The organism is Methylobacterium sp. E-045 (assembly GCF_022829685.1).
Classification (GTDB): domain Bacteria; phylum Pseudomonadota; class Alphaproteobacteria; order Rhizobiales; family Beijerinckiaceae; genus Methylobacterium.
Genome location: NZ_JAKSYE010000125.1, coordinates 214853 through 232912 on the forward strand (window position 1 = coordinate 214853; position 18060 = coordinate 232912).

At 67.7% G+C, this 18060-nt stretch carries 18 protein-coding genes; 6 read left to right on the plus strand and 12 right to left on the minus strand.

Features of this window, described 5'->3' with window-relative positions:
* The first annotated feature begins 25 nt into the window (after positions 1–25).
* Both rlmB and MKK51_RS24315 read left to right on the plus strand, forming a co-directional pair.
* Positions 26–838, plus strand: coding sequence for a 23S rRNA (guanosine(2251)-2'-O)-methyltransferase RlmB (gene rlmB / locus MKK51_RS24310; protein WP_243981831.1), 813 nt, complete (start codon positions 26–28; stop codon positions 836–838).
* A gap of 46 nt (positions 839–884) precedes the next feature.
* The gene (locus tag MKK51_RS24315; RefSeq protein ID WP_243981833.1) at positions 885–1955 is read left to right on the plus strand and encodes a hypothetical protein; all 1071 of its coding nucleotides are present in this window, start codon (positions 885–887) and stop codon (positions 1953–1955) included.
* A 47-nt stretch (positions 1956–2002) separates the two neighbouring features.
* On the opposite strand, the gene MKK51_RS24320 is transcribed toward MKK51_RS24315, so the two are convergent.
* A complete protein-coding gene (locus MKK51_RS24320) occupies positions 2003–3547 on the minus strand; it encodes a CYTH and CHAD domain-containing protein (RefSeq protein WP_243981834.1) in 1545 nt (514 codons plus the stop codon).
* 210 nt (positions 3548–3757) lie between these two features.
* Here MKK51_RS24320 and MKK51_RS24325 point away from each other — a divergent pair, with 210 nt between their 5' ends.
* From MKK51_RS24325 to MKK51_RS24335, 3 genes are all read left to right on the plus strand, one after another.
* A complete protein-coding gene (locus tag MKK51_RS24325) occupies positions 3758–4504 on the plus strand; it encodes a TlyA family RNA methyltransferase (RefSeq protein ID WP_243981836.1) in 747 nt (248 codons plus the stop codon).
* A gap of 11 nt (positions 4505–4515) precedes the next feature.
* Complete coding sequence (locus MKK51_RS24330) at positions 4516–5781, plus strand: class I SAM-dependent RNA methyltransferase (protein WP_243981838.1); 1266 nt, start codon at positions 4516–4518, stop codon at positions 5779–5781.
* Between the two features lie 174 nt (positions 5782–5955).
* Positions 5956–6111 carry a hypothetical protein gene (locus tag MKK51_RS24335; protein WP_243981840.1) on the plus strand — a complete coding sequence of 52 codons (156 nt, stop codon included), beginning with the start codon at positions 5956–5958 and terminating at the stop codon, positions 6109–6111.
* A gap of 17 nt (positions 6112–6128) precedes the next feature.
* Here MKK51_RS24335 and MKK51_RS24340 read toward each other — a convergent pair whose 3' ends face one another.
* The 6 genes from MKK51_RS24340 to MKK51_RS24365 form a co-directional block, all read right to left on the minus strand.
* Complete coding sequence (locus MKK51_RS24340; protein WP_243981841.1) at positions 6129–6890, minus strand: SOS response-associated peptidase; 762 nt, start codon at positions 6888–6890, stop codon at positions 6129–6131.
* An 85-nt stretch (positions 6891–6975) separates the two neighbouring features.
* Positions 6976–7980, minus strand: coding sequence for a magnesium transporter CorA family protein (locus MKK51_RS24345; protein WP_243981851.1), 1005 nt, complete (start codon positions 7978–7980; stop codon positions 6976–6978).
* Between the two features lie 10 nt (positions 7981–7990).
* On the minus strand, positions 7991–8857 hold the full coding sequence (locus MKK51_RS24350; protein ID WP_243981853.1) for an SDR family oxidoreductase: 867 nt from the start codon (positions 8855–8857) through the stop codon (positions 7991–7993).
* A gap of 10 nt (positions 8858–8867) precedes the next feature.
* Entirely contained in the window at positions 8868–9725 is an 858-nt protein-coding gene (locus MKK51_RS24355; RefSeq protein ID WP_243981855.1) for an SDR family NAD(P)-dependent oxidoreductase, read from the minus strand.
* Positions 9722–10480 carry an enoyl-CoA hydratase-related protein gene (locus tag MKK51_RS24360; RefSeq protein ID WP_243981858.1) on the minus strand — a complete coding sequence of 253 codons (759 nt, stop codon included), beginning with the start codon at positions 10478–10480 and terminating at the stop codon, positions 9722–9724. The genes MKK51_RS24355 and MKK51_RS24360 overlap by 4 nt, the downstream gene beginning before the upstream one ends.
* A gap of 239 nt (positions 10481–10719) precedes the next feature.
* On the minus strand, positions 10720–12486 hold the full coding sequence (locus MKK51_RS24365; protein WP_243981866.1) for an acyl-CoA dehydrogenase: 1767 nt from the start codon (positions 12484–12486) through the stop codon (positions 10720–10722).
* A gap of 186 nt (positions 12487–12672) precedes the next feature.
* On the opposite strand from MKK51_RS24365, the gene MKK51_RS24370 reads away from it, so the two are divergent.
* Positions 12673–13665, plus strand: a complete 993-nt coding sequence (locus MKK51_RS24370; RefSeq protein WP_243981868.1) for an L-threonylcarbamoyladenylate synthase — start codon at positions 12673–12675, stop codon at positions 13663–13665.
* A 211-nt stretch (positions 13666–13876) separates the two neighbouring features.
* Here MKK51_RS24370 and wrbA read toward each other — a convergent pair whose 3' ends face one another.
* The 5 genes from wrbA to MKK51_RS24395 all read right to left on the minus strand — a co-directional run bounded on the left by wrbA (position 13877) and on the right by MKK51_RS24395 (position 18048).
* Positions 13877–14476, minus strand: coding sequence for an NAD(P)H:quinone oxidoreductase (gene wrbA, locus MKK51_RS24375; RefSeq protein WP_243981869.1), 600 nt, complete (start codon positions 14474–14476; stop codon positions 13877–13879).
* Positions 14477–14585: 109 nt separating this feature from the next.
* Positions 14586–15047, minus strand: coding sequence for a transcription elongation factor GreA (greA, locus tag MKK51_RS24380; protein ID WP_243981872.1), 462 nt, complete (start codon positions 15045–15047; stop codon positions 14586–14588).
* 42 nt (positions 15048–15089) lie between these two features.
* Positions 15090–16076, minus strand: coding sequence for an MDR family oxidoreductase (locus MKK51_RS24385; RefSeq protein ID WP_243981874.1), 987 nt, complete (start codon positions 16074–16076; stop codon positions 15090–15092).
* A gap of 112 nt (positions 16077–16188) precedes the next feature.
* Complete coding sequence (locus MKK51_RS24390) at positions 16189–16815, minus strand: hypothetical protein (protein WP_243981875.1); 627 nt, start codon at positions 16813–16815, stop codon at positions 16189–16191.
* Between the two features lie 207 nt (positions 16816–17022).
* A complete protein-coding gene (locus tag MKK51_RS24395; protein ID WP_409565762.1) occupies positions 17023–18048 on the minus strand; it encodes a cell wall hydrolase in 1026 nt (341 codons plus the stop codon).
* Positions 18049–18060: the final 12 nt, after the last annotated feature.

Sequence of the window (18060 nt, forward strand, 5' to 3'; positions counted from 1 at the left end):
GCCGTCAGACAGTGGATCACACCCTATGAATACGCGACGCGACGGACCGGGCGGGCCCCGCACGAGCCGCCCCGGCGGCCAGCGCGACCGGTTTCGACATGGCCCGCCCTCCTCCGGGCCGCGCGGGGTGAGCGGCGACCATGTCGTGCTCTATGGCTGGCACCCGGTGTCGCAGGCCCTGGCGAACGAGGGACGCGGCCTGCATCGGCTGCTCGCCACCGAGAATGCCCTGGCGCGCCTGACCGAGGAGCTCGGCCCGCTCCGGATCGACGCCGAACTGGTGCGGCCCAACGCCATCAACGCCCTGCTCGGGCCGGATGCCGTGCATCAGGGCCTCTATCTCGAGGCCGATCCCCTCCCCGGCCCGGATCTCGACGACCTGCCGGACGATGCCCTGCTGCTGGCGCTGGACCAGATCACCGATCCGCATAACGTCGGTGCCATCGTCCGCACCGCCGCGGCCTTCGGTGTCGCGGGGATCATCACCACGGCGCGGCATTCGCCCACGGCCACGGGCGTGCTCGCCAAATCCGCATCGGGCGGCCTCGAACACGTGCCCCTGGTGATCGTGCGCAACCTGTCCGATGCGCTGATCGATCTCGGCAAACGCGGCTTCACCCGCATCGGCCTCGATTCCGAGGGCGAGGCCACCCTCGATTCGGTCGGGCCGAAACGTCCGGCGGTCATCGTGCTCGGCGCCGAGGGCAAGGGCCTGCGCCAGCGCACGCGGGACAATTGCGACGTCCTCGCCCGCATTCCCTTCAGCGGCGAGATCCGCAGCATCAACGTATCGAACGCCGCCGCGATCACGCTCTATGCCCTGAGCTCCAAGAAGTAAATTTTAAATATCTTATTTTGCGCTTTATTTTGCAGGGTAATTCTTCATGACACTAATTGCCGGGTTCATTAGGGAGGATGGTTTGTTGCTGCTTGGGGACGCGCTCCTCACATCTGACAATAACGATTTTTTAGACCATCCGCTTCCCACAATGGGTCTTCCTAATGAAAGTAAATCTATTGCAGGCTTAAATTTCTACGTTGCTGGAATGTGTCGAAAGGTCGTGCCGATAACGGACCAGACTTGCATTGTTGTGTCCGGAGATATTCGAGAAATTCAGGAATATCTAAATAGGTTGGTCAACCTTTGTCGCCCTGGGTTTTATTCTGAAGCAGAAATCCTAAGCCTGTGCGAAAAATCAGGTTTAGAAAACGCAAAATTTAGTTTTATGTTTGCATCTTGCGGAGATGGGAGGGTTAATTTTATACATCACAGGATGATCATGCAAGAACAGTCGCCAAATAGAAGGATATTTATTGCGGGGAGTGGGCAGAAATCTTTTAATAAGTATTTTCTTAAACATTTCCGGAGGAAGAGAACGGATGCAGGGGATGCAATTAAAGGCGTAGTCTCTTTATGTTCTAGTCTGATATTTGCACAATATAGGGGAGAATTCGGTATTTCAGAAAGATATGGTGGATTTTTTGAAGCCATATTTAGTGATGAAGGCGGGTTTAAAAACATATCTAACGTATTGTATGTTTACCGCAATTGGTGGTTTTCAGAAAATTCTAGATATGCGAAAATCGCAAAGGAGGTATTCAATACAGACGGAGTAAATCACAATGTAGAGGCAATAATATATATGACGCATGTCGGCGATAATATGTTGGTAGCTCGCTGGCTAAGCGGTGATATTAGATTGTCATTTATTCCTAGTCTTTTGCAGCACAGAGCTACAACATTTCCGTTGAAATTTGATAAAATCGATCTTGTGGTAGAAACCGTTACGCATGGCAGTGGCGCTCCTGCTTTTCAAATGGTCACAAGAGGTACCGAAGTCTTAAAAAAGTATTCTGTAAAAATAGACAAGGCAGGATACAAGGTCGATATTCCAAACGATATCTCAGAAAAAATGGTTACGGAAATAAAAAAATTTACTAATATAGAGCGATAAATTCGATTATTGCCATCGAACACTGTTCTATGGAGATAATCGTAAATTTATCTCCAGAACGGCTTCACGTCGAGAAGGGCCTCGTGCGCCTGCCCCGCCGCCTTGAGCAGGTCGTTGGTGCGGGCTTCGCCGTCGGCGGCGGTGAGGCCGGCGGCGAAGAGCGCCCGTCCGTCGCCCTCGGCGGCCTCGCCCGTCCCGCTGGCGAGGCTCGCGAGGACGGAATGGGCGGTGGCGAGGTCGTTGAGCGCGCCGAGATGGTCCTGCAGGTCGGAGAGGGCCGAGACGAAGGCCTTGTGGCGCTTCTGCGCTTTCTTCTCCCCGTAGAGCGAGGCGAAGAACTCCGCGCCGTAGCGCAGCTTCTTGGCTTCGATGCGGACCTCGTGCCGGGCCTCCGCGTCGAGGCGCTGGAGATGGCGGCCGCGCTTGCGGATGCGCCGGCGGGCCTTGTCGAGCATCGCTTCCGCATGATCGCGGGCGGAGACGCCCTCCCGCTCCGCGTCGCCGCGCCACGGCCCGGTCTCGATCCAGGCGGATACGTCGAGGATCAGGCTGCGCCAGGCTTGCGAGTCCAGGATCGAGAACACGGTCCCGTAGGCGCGGTCCCGCTCCGCTTCGAGGCGGAGTCGCAGGTCGTCGAGCCCCGCCTCGTCGGGTCTCCGCGCCATCTCGTCGGCCAGGGTCTCGCTGAGGAAGACGTCGAGGTTGCGGGCGTGTCCGAACGGCTCGGTGACGCGTTTGATCTCCTGGCGAAGATGCGTGGCGGCGGGATCGGCGGCGAGAATCGGCTTGAACAGGGTGAAAGCCGAGCGCAGCCGCCGCAGGGCGACGCGGATCTGGTGCAGCCCTTCCGGGTCGCGCGTCTTCAGGAAGACATCCTCGTTGAGCCGCAGCTGGGTGAGGCAGGCGACGGCGACGGCGCGGAAGGCCGTGGCCGCCGAGGCGTCGACATCGAGCTTGACCGCTCCGGCCTTGCTCGGCCGCCGCAGGGTGTCGTTGAGGATCCTGAAGCCGCGCTCGCTCTTCGACAGCACGCCGAGACGCAGGGGCACGGTCTCCGCGAGGCTCTGCGCCAGCAGGAACAGGTCCGCCGGATCGCCCTCGACCAGTTCGAGTTCGAGCTCCCAGATCGGCGCGTCGCCGACGGGCGTCTCCACCCGCCCCTGGTCGAGGGTCGCCGAAATGCGGGAGCGTCCATGGCCGACGGCGCGGGTGGTGCGCTCGATGATGGTGGTGACGACGGCGGCGAGGTCGGGCGAGGACGCGCTGCCGAGCACGTCCGGAACCGGCGTGTCCTCGAGGAGCGACAGGTCCGGGGTCGGGCCGTCCACCGCCCATTCCCATTCCGAACGGTCGAACAGGCCGGCCGCCGAGGAGGCGGCCTTCACCGTCTGGACGTGGCGCTCCCCATGCCGGCGAACCCGCAGGGTCATCCCCTTGCGGTGAAGCGCCCGGTCGGCGGTGTCGTAGTAGGTGGCGGACAGGAACTCGGCCTCCGTCGGCTCCTCGACGGCGAGCAGCGGGTGGCGTGCCAGCTCCGCCAGGTCCGCGGCGCCGCAATCCAGCTTCAGCTCGACTTCCCTCGGGGTACCCATCGATCGTCCTGTTCCTTGATCCGGTGTGACGGGCGCCAACGCCCGAGGACCGGGTGTGGATCATCCATGGGCTTTCACGGGCGTGCAAGCACGCCATGTCGTTGCCCGGATGGACAAACCCGAGAATTCCCGTAGCTGGGACGGGATGGCCCGGCCGGTCGGGCCTCGATCCCGCGCACGGGACCATAGGCACGGGATGTTAAGGGTACGATGACGGTGGACCGGGTGAGGGCCGATCGGCTCCTGGTCGAGGGCGGCCATTTCGAAAGCCGGGCGAGGGCCCAGGCGGCGATCGAGGCGGGCCTCGTCACCGCCGACGACCGCCCCGTGACCCGCGCCTCGGACAGGCTCGACCCGAAGGCGCGGATCGTGGCGAGCGCGCCCCATCCCTTCGTCTCGCGCGGCGGGCTGAAGCTGCAGGCCGCGCTGGATGCGTTCGGCTTCGATCCGGCCGGGCTCGTCTGCCTCGATGTCGGCGCGTCCACCGGCGGCTTCACCGACGTCCTGCTGAAAGCCGGTGCCGGGCATGTCTACGCGGTCGATGTCGGCCGCGACCAGCTGCATGCCTCCCTGCGCGGCGATCCCCGCGTGACCAGCCTCGAGGGCCGGGACGTGCGCGGCCTCGACGCGGCGGCGATCCCCCGCCCGCCGTCCCTCGTGGCGATCGACGTCAGCTTCATCGCCCTTCGCCTTGTCCTGCCCGCAATCGTGCCGCTCATGGCCCCCGGTGCGGCCCTGGCGGCACTGATCAAGCCTCAATTCGAGGCGGGGCGCGACCGGGTCGGGCGCGGCGGCATCGTCCGCGACGAGGCCGTCCACCAGGCGGTCTGCGGCGAGGTGACGGGCCTCGTCGCCGATCTCGGCCTGTCGGTCCTCGGCCTCATCCCCTCCCCTGTCGCCGGTGGCGACGGCAATCGCGAGTTCCTCATCGGGGCACGCTCGACGGTGCGCCCATGACGGACACGACCATGACCGACCAATCGACCCCTCGCACCGTCGAGATCGCGCGCCTCGGGCAGCGCGGCGACGGCATGGCGACGGACGGCACCATCGTCCCCTACGCCCTGCCCGGCGAGCGCGTCTCGATCCGCAACGACGGCACGCGGGTCTCCCTCGTCGCGGTGGAGACCCCCTCCCCGGACAGGATCGACCCGTTCTGCGGTTATTTCGGAACCTGCGGCGGCTGCGCGGTCCAGCATCTCGCACCTGAGCCCTACGCCGCCTGGAAGCGGGGCAACCTGGCGCAGGGCCTGGCCCAGGCCGGCATCGACGTGCCGTGCGAGCCCGCCCGCGATGCCCACGGATCGGGCCGCCGCAGGCTGACGCTCCATGTGCGCGAGATCGACGGCAAGGGCGTCGCCGGGTTGATGGAGGCGCGCAGCCACGCCCTCGTGGCCATCGACCATTGCCCGATCACCGTCGAGCCGCTCCACCGGGCACCGGCCGTCGCGCGGGCGCTGAGTGCGCCCCTCGGACATGGCCGAAAGCCCCTCGACGTCGCCTTCACCGCCACCGAAGCCGGTCTCGACGTGGACCTGCGCGGGCACGGCCCGGTGAGCGAGGGCCTGCGCGCCACGCTGGTGCGCCTGGCGGGCGACCTCGACCTCGCGCGCCTGTCCCTGCACGGCGACATCGTGGTGGAGCGCCGCGCGCCCGCGATCACCACCGGCGGGGCCCGCCTCGTGCCGCCGCCGGGGGGCTTCCTGCAGGCGACGGAAGCGGGCGAGGCAATGCTCGCCGAGCTCGTCGTCTCCGCCCTCGACAAGCGCGTGAAGCGTGTCGTCGACTTGTTCTCCGGCGCCGGCCCGTTCACCCTCGCCATGGCCCGCACGCGGGATGTCCATGCGGTGGAGGGCGAGGCGGCGGCGATCGCCAGCCTCGACCGGGCGTTTCGTGCCACGCGCGGCCTGCACCGGATCACGAGCGAGACCCGCGACCTCTTCCGCCGGCCCCTCCTGCCCATCGAACTCGAGACCTTCGACGCCGTGGTGTTCGATCCGCCGCGCGCCGGAGCCCAGGCCCAGGCCAAGCGCATCGCGGAATCGAAAGTGCCCCTGGTCATCGGCGTCGCCTGCGACATCGGCTCGTTCGCCCGCGACGCGGCGACGCTGATCGAGGGCGGCTATCGCCTCGAACGGGTCGTCCCCGTCGACCAGTTCAAATATTCGAGCCATCTCGAAATGGTGGGCGTGTTCCGGAAGGACGTGGCCAAGCGCCGGCCGTCGCTGAGGTAGGGGCCGGCTCCGACGGTCGCGGAGAGCACCTCGTCTCCGGGGCGCAGTGCGCTGCGGCACGCGGCAGGGCTCCGCGAGGTCATGGCAGCCGCGCTCGCCATCCCATGGCCGGCACGGCTCGCCATCGCCATGTTGGGGACAAGCCGAGTCTCTCCCCATTCAGGATCCTTCGTCGTGGACGTCTTCACCGCCAAGCTGCTGGTTTCCGCAGCCATCGTCACGGCCGTCGCCGGGTTCTCCCTGCTGACCGCCGGCTGGGCCCTCCTCGACGTCTACAACGATTTTCGTCGCGGAGCCGACGAGCGCGCCTCCTCCCGACCCCAGAGCTGAGCGCCCACACGCGGCGATCAGAACAGCGTCCCTTGAGCGTCTTCGTCGCTGGATAGGGGTCGCTCCTCCGGCGGAATGTCCGAGACCGTCTCCGGTCTGGCCCGGCCAACCGGGACGGCGAGGTCGGCGCCTTCGTTGCGCGCGTCGTTGACCCGGGCACTGACCACGTCGAGGGTCAGCCACTCGTCGGGGCACGGCCGGCACAGGGCGACCGCATCGCGCGGCTCCGTGCCGAGATGGTCGAGCCAGGGCTCGATGGCCTCCGCGGACAGGATCGCCGGCATTCGGTCGTGGATCGCCGCCATGGTGCCGTTGGCGCCCGTGGTGACGATGGCGGCGGTGTCGATCTCGGACCCGTCGGCCCCGAGCCAGTTCTCCCACACCCCCGCCAGGGCCATGGGCGCGCCGTCCGCCCGGCGGATCAGGTAGGGCGTGCGCGTCATGGCCTTGCCGGTTCCCTCCCGGCGCCATTCGTAGAACCCGTCCGCGAGGAGGACGCAGCGACGGTGGCGGATGGCACCCCTGAACGTCGCCTTCTCCTGCACCGTCTCGACGCGCGCGTTGATGATGAGCGGAAAGCCCTTCGGATCCTTCAGCCAGCCCGGCAGGAAGCCCCAGCGCATGAGCCGGAAGTGGCGCTCCCCGCGCTCCGCCAGCACGATCGGCACCGGCTGCGTCGGCGCCACGTTGTAGCGGGCCGGGAAATTCGGCTGTTCGGGATAGCCGTAGAACGACCGGAAGACGTTCGGATCCTGCCGGATGAGGAAGCGGCCGCACATGGTCCTAGCCTCGCCTGCCGTCGGCGGCGCCGCGATCTGGAGGAACGGTATCGAAGGTCCGGGAGCGCGCGAGACCCATCCTGCCCTACAGCCACTTCTTCCAGCGGAAGAAGACATACGGCAGCACGGCGGCGACGACCATCATCACCACCGCCATGGGATAGCCGAAGGTCCAGTCGAGCTCGGGCATCGCCTTGAAGTTCATGCCGTAGATGGAGGCGATCAGCGTCGGCGGCATGAACACCACCGCCATGACCGAGAACAGCTTGATGATGTTGTTCTGCTCGAGGTTCACGAGGCCCAGCGTCGCGTCAAGGAGGAACTGGATCTTCGACGACAGGAAGGTCGCGTGCTCCTCCAGCGACTGCAGATCGCGCAGGGTCGAGCGCACGTCCTCGCGCAATTCCCGCGGCGCCTTGGTGGTGCGGTAGGTCGCGGACAGGGAGAGCAGGATGCGCTCCATCGAGACGAGGCTCTCGCGCTGTTTCGAGATCAGGTCGCCCAGACGCCCGAGCGCCCGGAGGGTGTCCTGCAGGGCGGTGTTGCGGGCCGACGGGTCCGCCTTCTCCTCGAAGATCTTGCCCGAGAGCCGGTCGATCCGCTCTCCCTGGAGCTGGAGCACGTCCGCCGCCCGGTCGATCACGGTCTCGATCAGCCCGGCCAGGATCGTCTCGCCCGAGGGCGCGGCCGAAGGGCCGTTGCCGGTGGAGCGCCCCGCCCGCTGGGTGTACATGCGGAAGGCCTGTGGCTCCTCGTAGCGCACCGTCACGAGGCGGTTGCCGCGCAGGATGAAGGTGATGCCGGCCAGCCCCGGTTCGTCCGCGTCGCTGACCTTGCTCAGCACCCGGCCGGTCATGTAGCGCGCCCCGTCCTCCACGTAGAGAAGTTCGGAGGGCTCGATGTCCTTCATCTCCTCGCGGGTCGGCACCGAGATGCCCATGAAGGCCTCGACCTTGAGATCCTCCTCCCGCGTCGGGCGGATCATGTCGAGCCAGACGGTCTCGTCGGGAATGGGGTCCTGCAGTTCGAGGGGACGGCGGTCGAGCAGGACGTGCCCGGGGCCGGCGATCGGCTGATGGATGAAGATCACGCTTTACGTCTCAGGCGAGGGCCCCGGAAGGCGGTGTGTTCGCATCCGGCACGAAGAAGTCCGGCGCAAGGGGTATGCCGGGTGTGACGCGGTATTGTGTGAAGTCCGTGACACCTTGCTCGGCGAGGAAGCTGTCGTCGATGAGGAAGCGGCCGGTGATGTCGCGGGACGGTTTCAGGAACAGGGCGTGGGCCGCATCGGCGATGATCTCCGGCGTCCGGCTCGCCTGGATCAGCGCCTCGCCGCCGAGGAGGTTGCGGACGGCCGCCGTGGCGATGGTGGTGCGCGGCCACAGGGCGTTCACCGCGATGCCGTGGCGACGCAGCTCGCCGGCAAGGCCGAGCACGCAGAGGGACATGCCGAATTTGGCCATGGTGTAGGCGAGATGCGGCGCGAACCACTTCTCCGCCATGTCGAGGGGCGGCGACAGCATCAGGATATGCGGGTTCTCCGCCTTCTCCAGATGGGGGATCGCGTATTTCGAGACCATGTAGGTTCCGCGTGTATTGATCTGGTGCATCAGGTCGAAGCGTTTCATCTCCGTCTGCGGCGTACGGGTGAGCGAGATCGCGCTCGCGTTGTTCACCACGATGTCGATGCCGCCGAAGGTCTCCGCCGTCCGCGCGATGGCCGAGGCGACGCTGTCCTCGTCGCGCACGTCCACGAGGAGCGGCAGGGCGCGCCCGCCCGCCGCCTCGATGGCGGCGGCCGCCGTGTGGATCGTGCCGTCGAGCTTGGGATGCGGCGTGTCGGTCTTGGCGGCGATGGCGACGTTGGCTCCGTCGCGGGCGGCGCGCAGGCCGATGGCGAGGCCGATGCCGCGCGAGGCGCCGGTGATGAAGAGGGTCTTCCCCTTCAGGGACGTCGAATCCGTCATGCCCATGTCCTCACGATCCGAGATGAAAACGCGGCGGCGTCGTGCCGTCCGCGTCGGTGAAGCCGTATTCGGCGGCGAGATCGCCCGCGTGCAGGATGCGCCCGGCCCGGGCGGGGACATCGGGGTCGGCGGCGAGCGCCGCCAGCGCCCGTCCCGCATAGAGCGGGCTCTCCGTCGCCCGGTCGGCATGGCCGTTGTCGCGCGCCCGCTCCGTCAGGACGAAACCGGGCGAGAGGCCGAGGGCGGTGACGCCGTGGGGGGCGAGCTCCTGGGCGCAGGCGAAGGCGAGCCGGTTGGTGTTGGCCTTGGCGAGATCGTAGAAGACGTCGCCGAGGTAGCCGGTCTCGGTGTCGAACGAGACGAAGGCGATGAGGCCGCGTTTGGCCGAGACCATCGCCGGCGCGACGGCTCTGGCGAGGAGCAGCGCCGGATAGGGGCCGGTCTCGAAGAACCGCGAGAAGGATTCGGCGGAGCGTCGCCAGAACGGCGTGCCCCATTCGACCCCGTCGCCGTAGCATTCGCCGTCGAACCCTTCGTTGCCGCCCCAGACGCTGGAGACCGCCACGTCGATCCGGCCGAAGCGACGCAGCATCCAGTGAACGAGCCCGTCCACCGCCCGCTCGCTCGTGTGGTCGCAGAGGTAATGATGGCCCTCGCCCCCGGCGGCATCGACCTCGCGGGCGGTGTCCTCGATGGTCTCGGACCTGCCCTCGGTGCGCGGCCCCGTCTCGCTCGACCGGGCGGTGACGACGACGGTGGCTCCGGCCTCCCCCAGCCCACGAGCGATGCCCCGTCCGACCCCGCGCGAGGCGCCGGCGACGAGGCAGATCGTCCCGCTCAGATCCGGAACGGAGGCGCCCCCGCTCATGAGGTCTTGGTCTTGCCGAGAAAGCGCGCGAACGCCTTCTGCGCCTCGGGCGACCGCAACCGCGCCTCGAAGGCCACGGCCTCCGCTTCGAGCGCGGCCTCGACCTCGGCCTGATTCCCGCGGATGAGCCTGCGGGTCGCGGCGACCGCGCCGGGCGGCAGGGCGGCGAGGCGTGCCGCCTGGGCCAAGGCGTGATCGAGCAGGAGGTCGCTCGGCGCGAGGGCGTTGACGAGGCCGAGACGCAGGGCTTCGTCGGCGTCGAACGGCTGCGACAGCAGCAGGAACTCGGTGGCCTTCAGGAGGCCGACGCGGCGCGGCAGCAGGTAGGACGAGGCCGCTTCCGGCACGAGGCCGAGTTCCACGAACGGCATCCGGAACCGCGTGGCCGGGCTTGCATAGACGAGGTCGCAATGCAGGGTCAGCGTCGTGCCGATTCCCACCGCGATCCCATCCACCGCCGCCACCATCGGCGTCGTTGTCCGGGCGAGCTGGCGGATGAAGAGCAGGGCCGGCGCCTCGGTGAAGGGTTTTCGCGCACCGGCGACGAAATCGGCAATGTCGTTGCCGGCACTGAACGCGCCCGCCGCCCCGGCGAAGACGATCGCCCGGATGGCGTCGGAGGCGTCCGCCTGCGCGAGCGCTTCGCGCATGGCATCGTACATGGTGCCGGTGAGCGCGTTCTTCTTCTCCGGCCGGTCGACGCGGATGAGGCGGACACCCTCCGGCGTGTCCTGGATCGCGACGTGTTCGCTCATGTCTGTCCTCGCTTTCCGCGCTGGTTCTCCCGTCCGGCGGCTCGTCCCTCTCCCCCCTGCGGGAGGGGGTGGCCCGCGAAAGCGGGTCGGGAGAGGGGAGCGCGCCGTCCGGAGAGGTCGTCCCCTCTTCCGCCTGCTCCGCAGGCCCCCTCCCACCTCAAGTCGGGCTTGCACGACTTGAGTACTCGAGTGCGGACTCGGGCAGGCCCGAGGTCCGTTGGGGGGAGGGTCTTCCGGTCTCACCCCGCCAAAGCCAGCATACCGTCCTGGGTGAAACCGCCGCCGTCGACGACGCTCTGTTCCAGCCCGCCCGCCGCCGTGAGGAGGTTCTCGGCGAAGAACCGCGCCAGCGCGATGCGGGCGCCGTGGGCGGGATCGGTCTCGCCGGCCCTCAGGGCGGCGTTCGACGCCAGCGCCGCGCGGGCGAGGCAGGCCGCCCCCTGCGCGAGGCCGAACAGGCGAAGATACGGCGTCGCTCCGGCCTGCGCCTCCTCCGGCCGGTTCGAGGCCAGCGCCTTGAGGAGGAAGCTCGTCGCCCGGTCGAGGCTTTCGATCCCGGCACGCAGGCGCGGCCCAAGATGGCCAAAGGCCGGCGTCGCGTCCTTCTGCACGGCCTCCGCGACCCGGCGCATCGCCGCGAGCTGCGCCCGCACCGTCGCCCCGCCGTTCAGGGAGATCTTGCGCGCCACGAGGTCGATGGCCTGGATGCCGTTGGTGCCCTCGTAGATGGCGAGGATGCGCGCGTCGCGCATATGCTGGGCGGCGCCCGTCTCCTCCACGAAGCCCATGCCGCCATGGACCTGGACGCCCAGCGACGTCACCTCGTTGGCGATGTCGGTGGAGAAAGCCTTGGCCACGGGGGTCAGCAGCGACGCCCGGTCGAGCCCGGCCTGGCACTCGGCCCCGCTCGCCGCATCGAGGGCTTCCGCCGTGAGGTAGCAGATGCCGCGCGCCGCCGCCGTATAGGCCTTCATCGTCAGCAGCATGCGCTGCACGTCCGCATGCGCGACGATGGGGCTGACGGGATCCGACGAGCCGGCCGCCTTTCCCTGGCGCCGGTCGTGGGCATAGGCCAGGGCCTGCTGGTAGGAGCGCTCGGCGACGCCGACGCCCTGCAGCCCGACATTGAGCCGGGCGGAGTTCATCATCGTGAACATGCAGGCGAGGCCCCGGTTCTCCTCACCGATGAGCCAGCCCGTGGCGCCGCCCCGGTCGCCGAAGGCCATGGAGCAGGTGGGCGAGCCGTGGATGCCGAGCTTGTGCTCCAGGCCGGAGCAGCGCAGGTCGTTGCGGCTGCCGTCGGGTAGGATCTTGGGCACCAGGAACAGGGAGATGCCCGGCGTGCCGGCCGGCGCATCCTTCAGCCGGGCGAGGACGAGGTGGACGATGTTGTCGGTCAGGTCGTGCTCACCGTAGGTTATGTAGATCTTCGAGCCGACGATCCGGTAGGTCCCGTCGCCCGCGGGCTCCGCCCGGCTGCGCAGCAGCGACAGATCCGAACCCGCCTGCGGCTCGGTGAGGTTCATCGTGGCGGTCCACTCGCCGGAGACGAGTTTTTCGAGGTAGCGCTCCTTGAGATCGTCGGAACCGTGCTTGGCCAGGGCTTCGATCCCGCCGGCGGTGAGGAGCGGGCACAGGGCGAAGCTGATGCTGCCGGCATTCCACATCTCGCTGCAGGCGGCGTTCAGCAGGAGGGGCAGGCCCTGGCCGCCGTGATCGGCCTCGGCGCTGAGACCGTTCCAGCCGCCCTCGATCCAGGTGCGATAGGCCTCGCGCCAGCCCGGCGACGTGGTGACTTCGCCGTCGGCGAGACGGGCGCCCTGGCGGTCCCCCACCGGGTTGAGCGGCGCGATCACCGCATCCGCCACCCGGCCCGCCTCCTGCAGGATCGCGTCGGCATCCTCCATCGTCAGGTCGCCATGGGCTCCCGAGGCGATGGCGGCGTCGAGCCCCGCCACGTGGCGCAAGGCGAAGCTGATGTCGGCAACCGGCGTGCGATAGGTCATGGATGCTCCTCCCGCGTCGTCTCGAGCGACGCTTACCCTGAGTTTGACGCGCGAACCGACCCGGCGATACGGCCTGTCGCGCCATGTGCCCCCAGGCATAGGCAAGACGGGTTCGCGGGGATAGGCAGTCCCCATCGCGGATGCGGCACCGAGCGCGACGCCCCTCAGGCATGGGATAGTTTAGATATGAACGATCTCGGGTCAATCCCCGGCGGGACGCTGAGGCTGGACACGGACGAGGCCGGCATCGAGCGATCCGCGCAAGTCCTGCGGAACGGCGGGCTCGTCGCCTTCCCCACCGAGACGGTCTACGGCCTCGGCGCCGATGCCTCCGACGCGGCCGCCGTCGCGCGGATCTATGCCGCCAAGGAGCGGCCGAGCTTCAACCCGCTGATCGCCCATGTGCCCGGTCTCGACGCTGCCCGTCGCGAAGGCGTGTTCGACGGGATCGCTCTGCGTCTCGCGGAGGCGTTCTGGCCCGGTCCGCTGACGCTCGTCGTCCCGGTGGCATCGGGGGGAACCGTCAGCGACTTGGCGCGCGCCGGTTTGCCCAGCGTGGCCCTGCGCGTCCCGACCCATCCCGTCGCCCTGTCCCTGCTGCGAAAAGTCGGGCGGCCGGTGGCGGCGCCCTCCGCCAATCGTTCGGGCCGTGTGAGTCCGACGCGGGCGGAGCACGTCCTCGCCGATCTCGACGGCCGCATCGCCGCGATCCTCGACGGAGGAAGTACGTCGGTCGGCCTGGAATCGACGGTCATCGCCTGTCTCGACGGTGGCGCGCGCCTGCTGCGTCCCGGCGGCGTGACGCGGGAGGCAGTCGAGGTGGTTCTGGGACTTGCCCTCGACGGCGCTCAGGAGACCGGCGAGACGCCGATCGGTCCCGGCCTCCTCGCCTCCCATTACGCACCGCGGGCCGCCGTGCGCCTCGACGCGTCGCGGGTGGAACCGCACGAAGCGGTTCTCCTCTTCGGCCCCGTGGACCCGCCCGGAACGGAGACGGCGACGGCGCGCCTGAACCTGAGCGCAACCGGCGACCTGCGGGAAGCGGCCGCTGCCCTGTTCTCGGCCCTGCGCCGCCTGGATGAGGCGGGGACCGGCACCATCGCCGTCGCTCCGGTTCCCCAGATCGGGCTCGGCGACGCGATCAACGATCGCCTGCGCCGGGCCGCGGCACCCCGCTAAAATTTTTTTCCGATGTCGCGGAACTCACCCGCCACGAGCACGTTTTTGATTCACGAAGGTCGGTTCAGCCCCCAAATGACCTTCTCCCCTTCAAGGCTCGGATTTCATCCGAGCCTTTTTTCTTGGGCGCAGATCCTTTTTGGGGCGCAGGTCGTCCGCCGGTGACGAGGCTCCGCGTGATGCGTGAGAGCCCCTCCGTCGTGAATCGCGTTCAGCGGACGAGCTTGGCGACGATGCCGGCGACGTGCTTGCCCTGATATCGGGCGCCATCGAGTTCGATGCTGGCCGGCTGGCGGCTTCCGTCGCCATCGGCGATCGTGGACGCGCCATAGGGCGTGCCGCCCTTCACCTGCTCGAGACCGTTCTGCCCGGCGAAGGAGTAGGGCAGACCGACGACGACCATGCCGTGATGGAAGAGCACGGTGTGGAAGCTGGTGAGCGTCGTCTCCTGTCCGCCATGCTGGGAGGCGGTGGAAGTGAAGACCGAACCGACCTTGCCGATCAGCTTGCCCTGGGCCCAGAGACCGCCGGTCTGGTCGATGAACTGCTTCATCTGGGCGGCCATGTTGCCGTAGCGCGTGGGCGTGCCGAAGATGATCGCGTCGTAATCGGCCAGTTCGTCCACGGTGGCGATGGGCGCCGGCTGGTCGAGCTTGTAGTGGAACTGCTTGGCGACATCGTCGGGAACGAGTTCGGGCACGCGCTTCACGCTGACCTCGGCGCCGGCCTCGCGGGCACCTTCCGCGACAGCGTGCGCCATCTGCTCCACATGTCCCCAGGACGAGTAGTAGAGAACCAGAACTTTCGCCATCGTGCTCACTCCATCGACGAGGGGTGCAACGCGGACCCGTGCCGGGCGAAGTATCGGCTTGGCGTAGACCGTGCGAAGGGACTCGCCCCGAGACTGACCTGCGCGCCGATCAGGCGATCGACTCGATCTCCACCTCGTGCCCGTTCACCTCGACGCTGTCGCCGATGCTCTTGCCGGTGAGCGCCTTGGCCATGGGCGACACGTAGGAGATCGATCCCTTCGCCGGATCGGCCTCGTCCTCGCCGACGATGCGGAAGGTCTGCTTGGTGTCGTCCTCTTTGACGATCGAGACGGTGGAGCCGAAATGCACGGTGTCGCCGCTCATGGGCTCCACCAGTTCGGCGGAGCCGAGCCGGGCGGTCCAGTAGGCGAGGTCGCGGGTCACGCGGGCCTCGTCGGCCTTGGCGCCCGGCGTCAGCGCGGAGAACTCCGATTGCAGCCGCGCCACCTCCGCCTCCATCTGGGCCAGGCCCTGGGGGGTGACGAAATTGGGGTGGGGCGAGATTGGACGATCGGGAAGATCCTCGAAGGCTTCGCCGCCCTCACGCTCTTTGACGAATGCACTGCTCATGGAAACGGCAATGCTCCGGGGCCGAAACGGTTCCGCTTGCCCTCAGCCGATGGTGACGACGGTGCGGCCCCGGGTCCGCCCGGCGAGAATGTCTTCGGCGAGCGCCCCGACCTGGGCGAGAGGTACGGTGCTCGTCATTCTGGCGAGGAGGTCACGGTCGAGATCCCTCGCGATCCTCGCCCAGGCGTCTTTGCGTTTGGGCAGGGGCGTGGTGACGCTGTTGATGCCGAACAGGGTGACGCCGCGCAGGATGAAAGGCGCCACCGATGTCGGCAGGTCCATGCCGCCGGCGAGGCCGCAGGCCGCGATGGCCCCGTCGGCCTTGGTGGCGGCCAGGAGATTGGCGAGGGTCGTCGAGCCCACCGCATCGATCCCGGCGGCCCAGCGCTCCTTTGCCAAGGGTTTGCCGGGATTGGCGAGTTCGGCCCGGTCCAGGATCTCGGAGGCGCCGAGGGAAGTGAGGTATTCCGCTTCGCCGGCGCGACCGGTGACGGCGATGACGTGCCAACCGGCCTTTGCCAGAAGCGCCACCGCCACCGACCCGACGCCGCCCGAGGCGCCGGTGACGATGGCGGGTCCATCGGAGGGTGTGAGTCCATGGGCGTCGAGGGCCATGAGACAGAGCATGGCGGTGTAACCGGCGGTGCCGACCGCCATCGCCTCTTCGGGTTTCAGTCCGTCCGGCAGCGGCACGAGCCAATCGCCCTTCACCCGCGCGCGCTCGGCATAGGCGCCGAGATGGCTCTCACCCACGCCCCAGCCCGTGAGCACCACTGCATCGCCGGGCTTGTAGTCCGGATGCTCCGAGCTCTCGACGATGCCGGAGAAATCGATGCCGGGGATCATGGGGAAGCGGCGCACCACGGGCGAGCGACCGGTCATCGCCAGTCCGTCCTTGTAGTTGAGGGTCGAGTGCGTGACCCGGACGGTGACGTCTCCCTCCATCAGGTTCACCTCGTCGAAATCGGTGAAGCGGAGAGTCTGGCCCGCTTCGCCCTTCTCGATCACCCATGCCTTGAAGGTCGCCATGTCCGTCGGTCTCCTCACGCCACGGTGATGACCTGTGGCAGGGCGGGCATGAATCAAGCCGGCCCCGAACGCGGATGCGTCCGGGGCCGGGGAGGCATCGCCCCTCGGTCGATCAATAGCCGTCGTAGATGCTGCCGGTGGAGAAGCCGAGCCCAACTCCGACATCGGCCGAACTGGCGCCGGTGATGCCGAACGCGTCGGGGATCGAGCCGATGAGCGGGGCGCGGGGGGAGATCCCATAACCGGGGCCGCCATAACCGAGCCCGCCATAACCCGGACCGCCATGCGCCGGCACCCAGCCGGACCGGCCGCGCGAGACCAGGACGGAGCGCTGAACGCTGGCGTATTCAGCGGGGATCGTCTCGGGGATGGTCTGGCCGGGCTGGGCCAGGATCCGGCGGTGGCGCACGGCAAAGCGCGGCGGGATCTCGACCCAGCAGCCGATCAGCTCGCCGTAGGCGTCACGCCGGGTCTGCCAGACGCGGCCGCCGGGCGAGACCTGGACCTGTTCGGCGACGGTCTCGTAGACCGCGGGAATCGAGCGGTAGACGGTGCGGGCGGGGCGGACAAGAACGCGCTCGGACACGGTGTCGTAGACGGGAGGGGTCGTGACATGCCGGTAGCATTCGGCTCCCCCGCATCCCCCGGCCTGAGCCGATGGCGCGAACATCGCCGCACCGAGCAGGACGCCGGCAACGGCGAAGGTAGAAAGCGTGAAATGGGCGACCGGCGCGGTCATGCTCGAATCCTCGACACTGAAATGCGATGTGATCGGCGCGCGCCTGACGTCGGCGTGCATCCTTCGACGCATTAGAGGCGGTCAAGTTGCCCTCGGAGCAAGCTCTATCGCAGATCAGGGTAAAATTAACCCTGGCTTAAGACTACGCAATTTTCATTCTGCTTAAGTAAAGCGAGCGATGTCGATTCACGGAGCGTTAAACCGGATTCAGGTCTGGCCGCGCTTCAGCTGGTAGAAGATGTGACGGCCGATCACGTCCATCTTCTTCAAGCGCCTGGACCAGCCCGGCTTCACGTAATCGGCGTGGTAATGCGTGGCGCCGCCGACCTCGCTCAGATAGGTGCGGCCTTCGATCACCGCGCTGGCGATGCGGGTGGCGCTCTGCCAGGAGGGGCCATCGGTGATGCGCAGGGACTTGCCCTCGCAGGCGAAGGAGAACTGGCAGCCCATGTAGCGGTGGCGGTTCTGGTAGACGACGCCGCAGACATTCGACGGGTAGAGGCCGCTCTTCACGCGGTTGAGCACGACCTGGGCGACGGCCGCCTGGCCGTCCTCGGGCTCGCTCCGGGCTTCGAAATACACCGCCTCGGCGAGGCAGCGCTGCTCGCGGTCGAGGGAATCGGGAACGATCAGGTCGGCATAGCGGTGCCGGGCGTCCTCGGGGGCGACCTCGGCGATGCCGGCGCCGAGATCCTTTCGAGGCGAGAATCCGGGAATCATGAGGCTCGCCGCCGCGACCTCGATCGGGGTGGCATCCGCCGGGGCCGGTGTCGTCGACGACAGGGCGATGGCGCGCGGGATGGCCGGTGTGGCGCCGTCCGACGGTTCGTCGGCCTCTTCCTCGCCGGTCATCTCGTGCGGGAGCGTGAAACCCGAAGCCGGTTCGAGGTCGGGCGACCAGACCGCGGAGCCGGGGACCAGAAGGCCGGTCTCGGCGCCTGACAGGCCGACCCTGACGACGGGCACCGTCACGTCCTGGCGGGCACCCGCCTCATGGTTCGGATAGAGCCGCTCCGTCGCCCTGGCGTCGACACGGCGACGGAGTCCCGGCGTATCGTGCGGGAGCCGCAGGGCGATCCTCGCTCCGCCCTGCCCCGTCAGCCCGGCGGCGGAAGGGTCGGTTCCGGCGCTTGCGGTGAAGGAGACGACGAATCCGAGGGCGAGGGTCCACGGCACCATGGAGGCGCGAAACCAGGGCCGTCGGCAGGGGCGGCGAACGCGTTTCGTACTCACGACCAAACAACC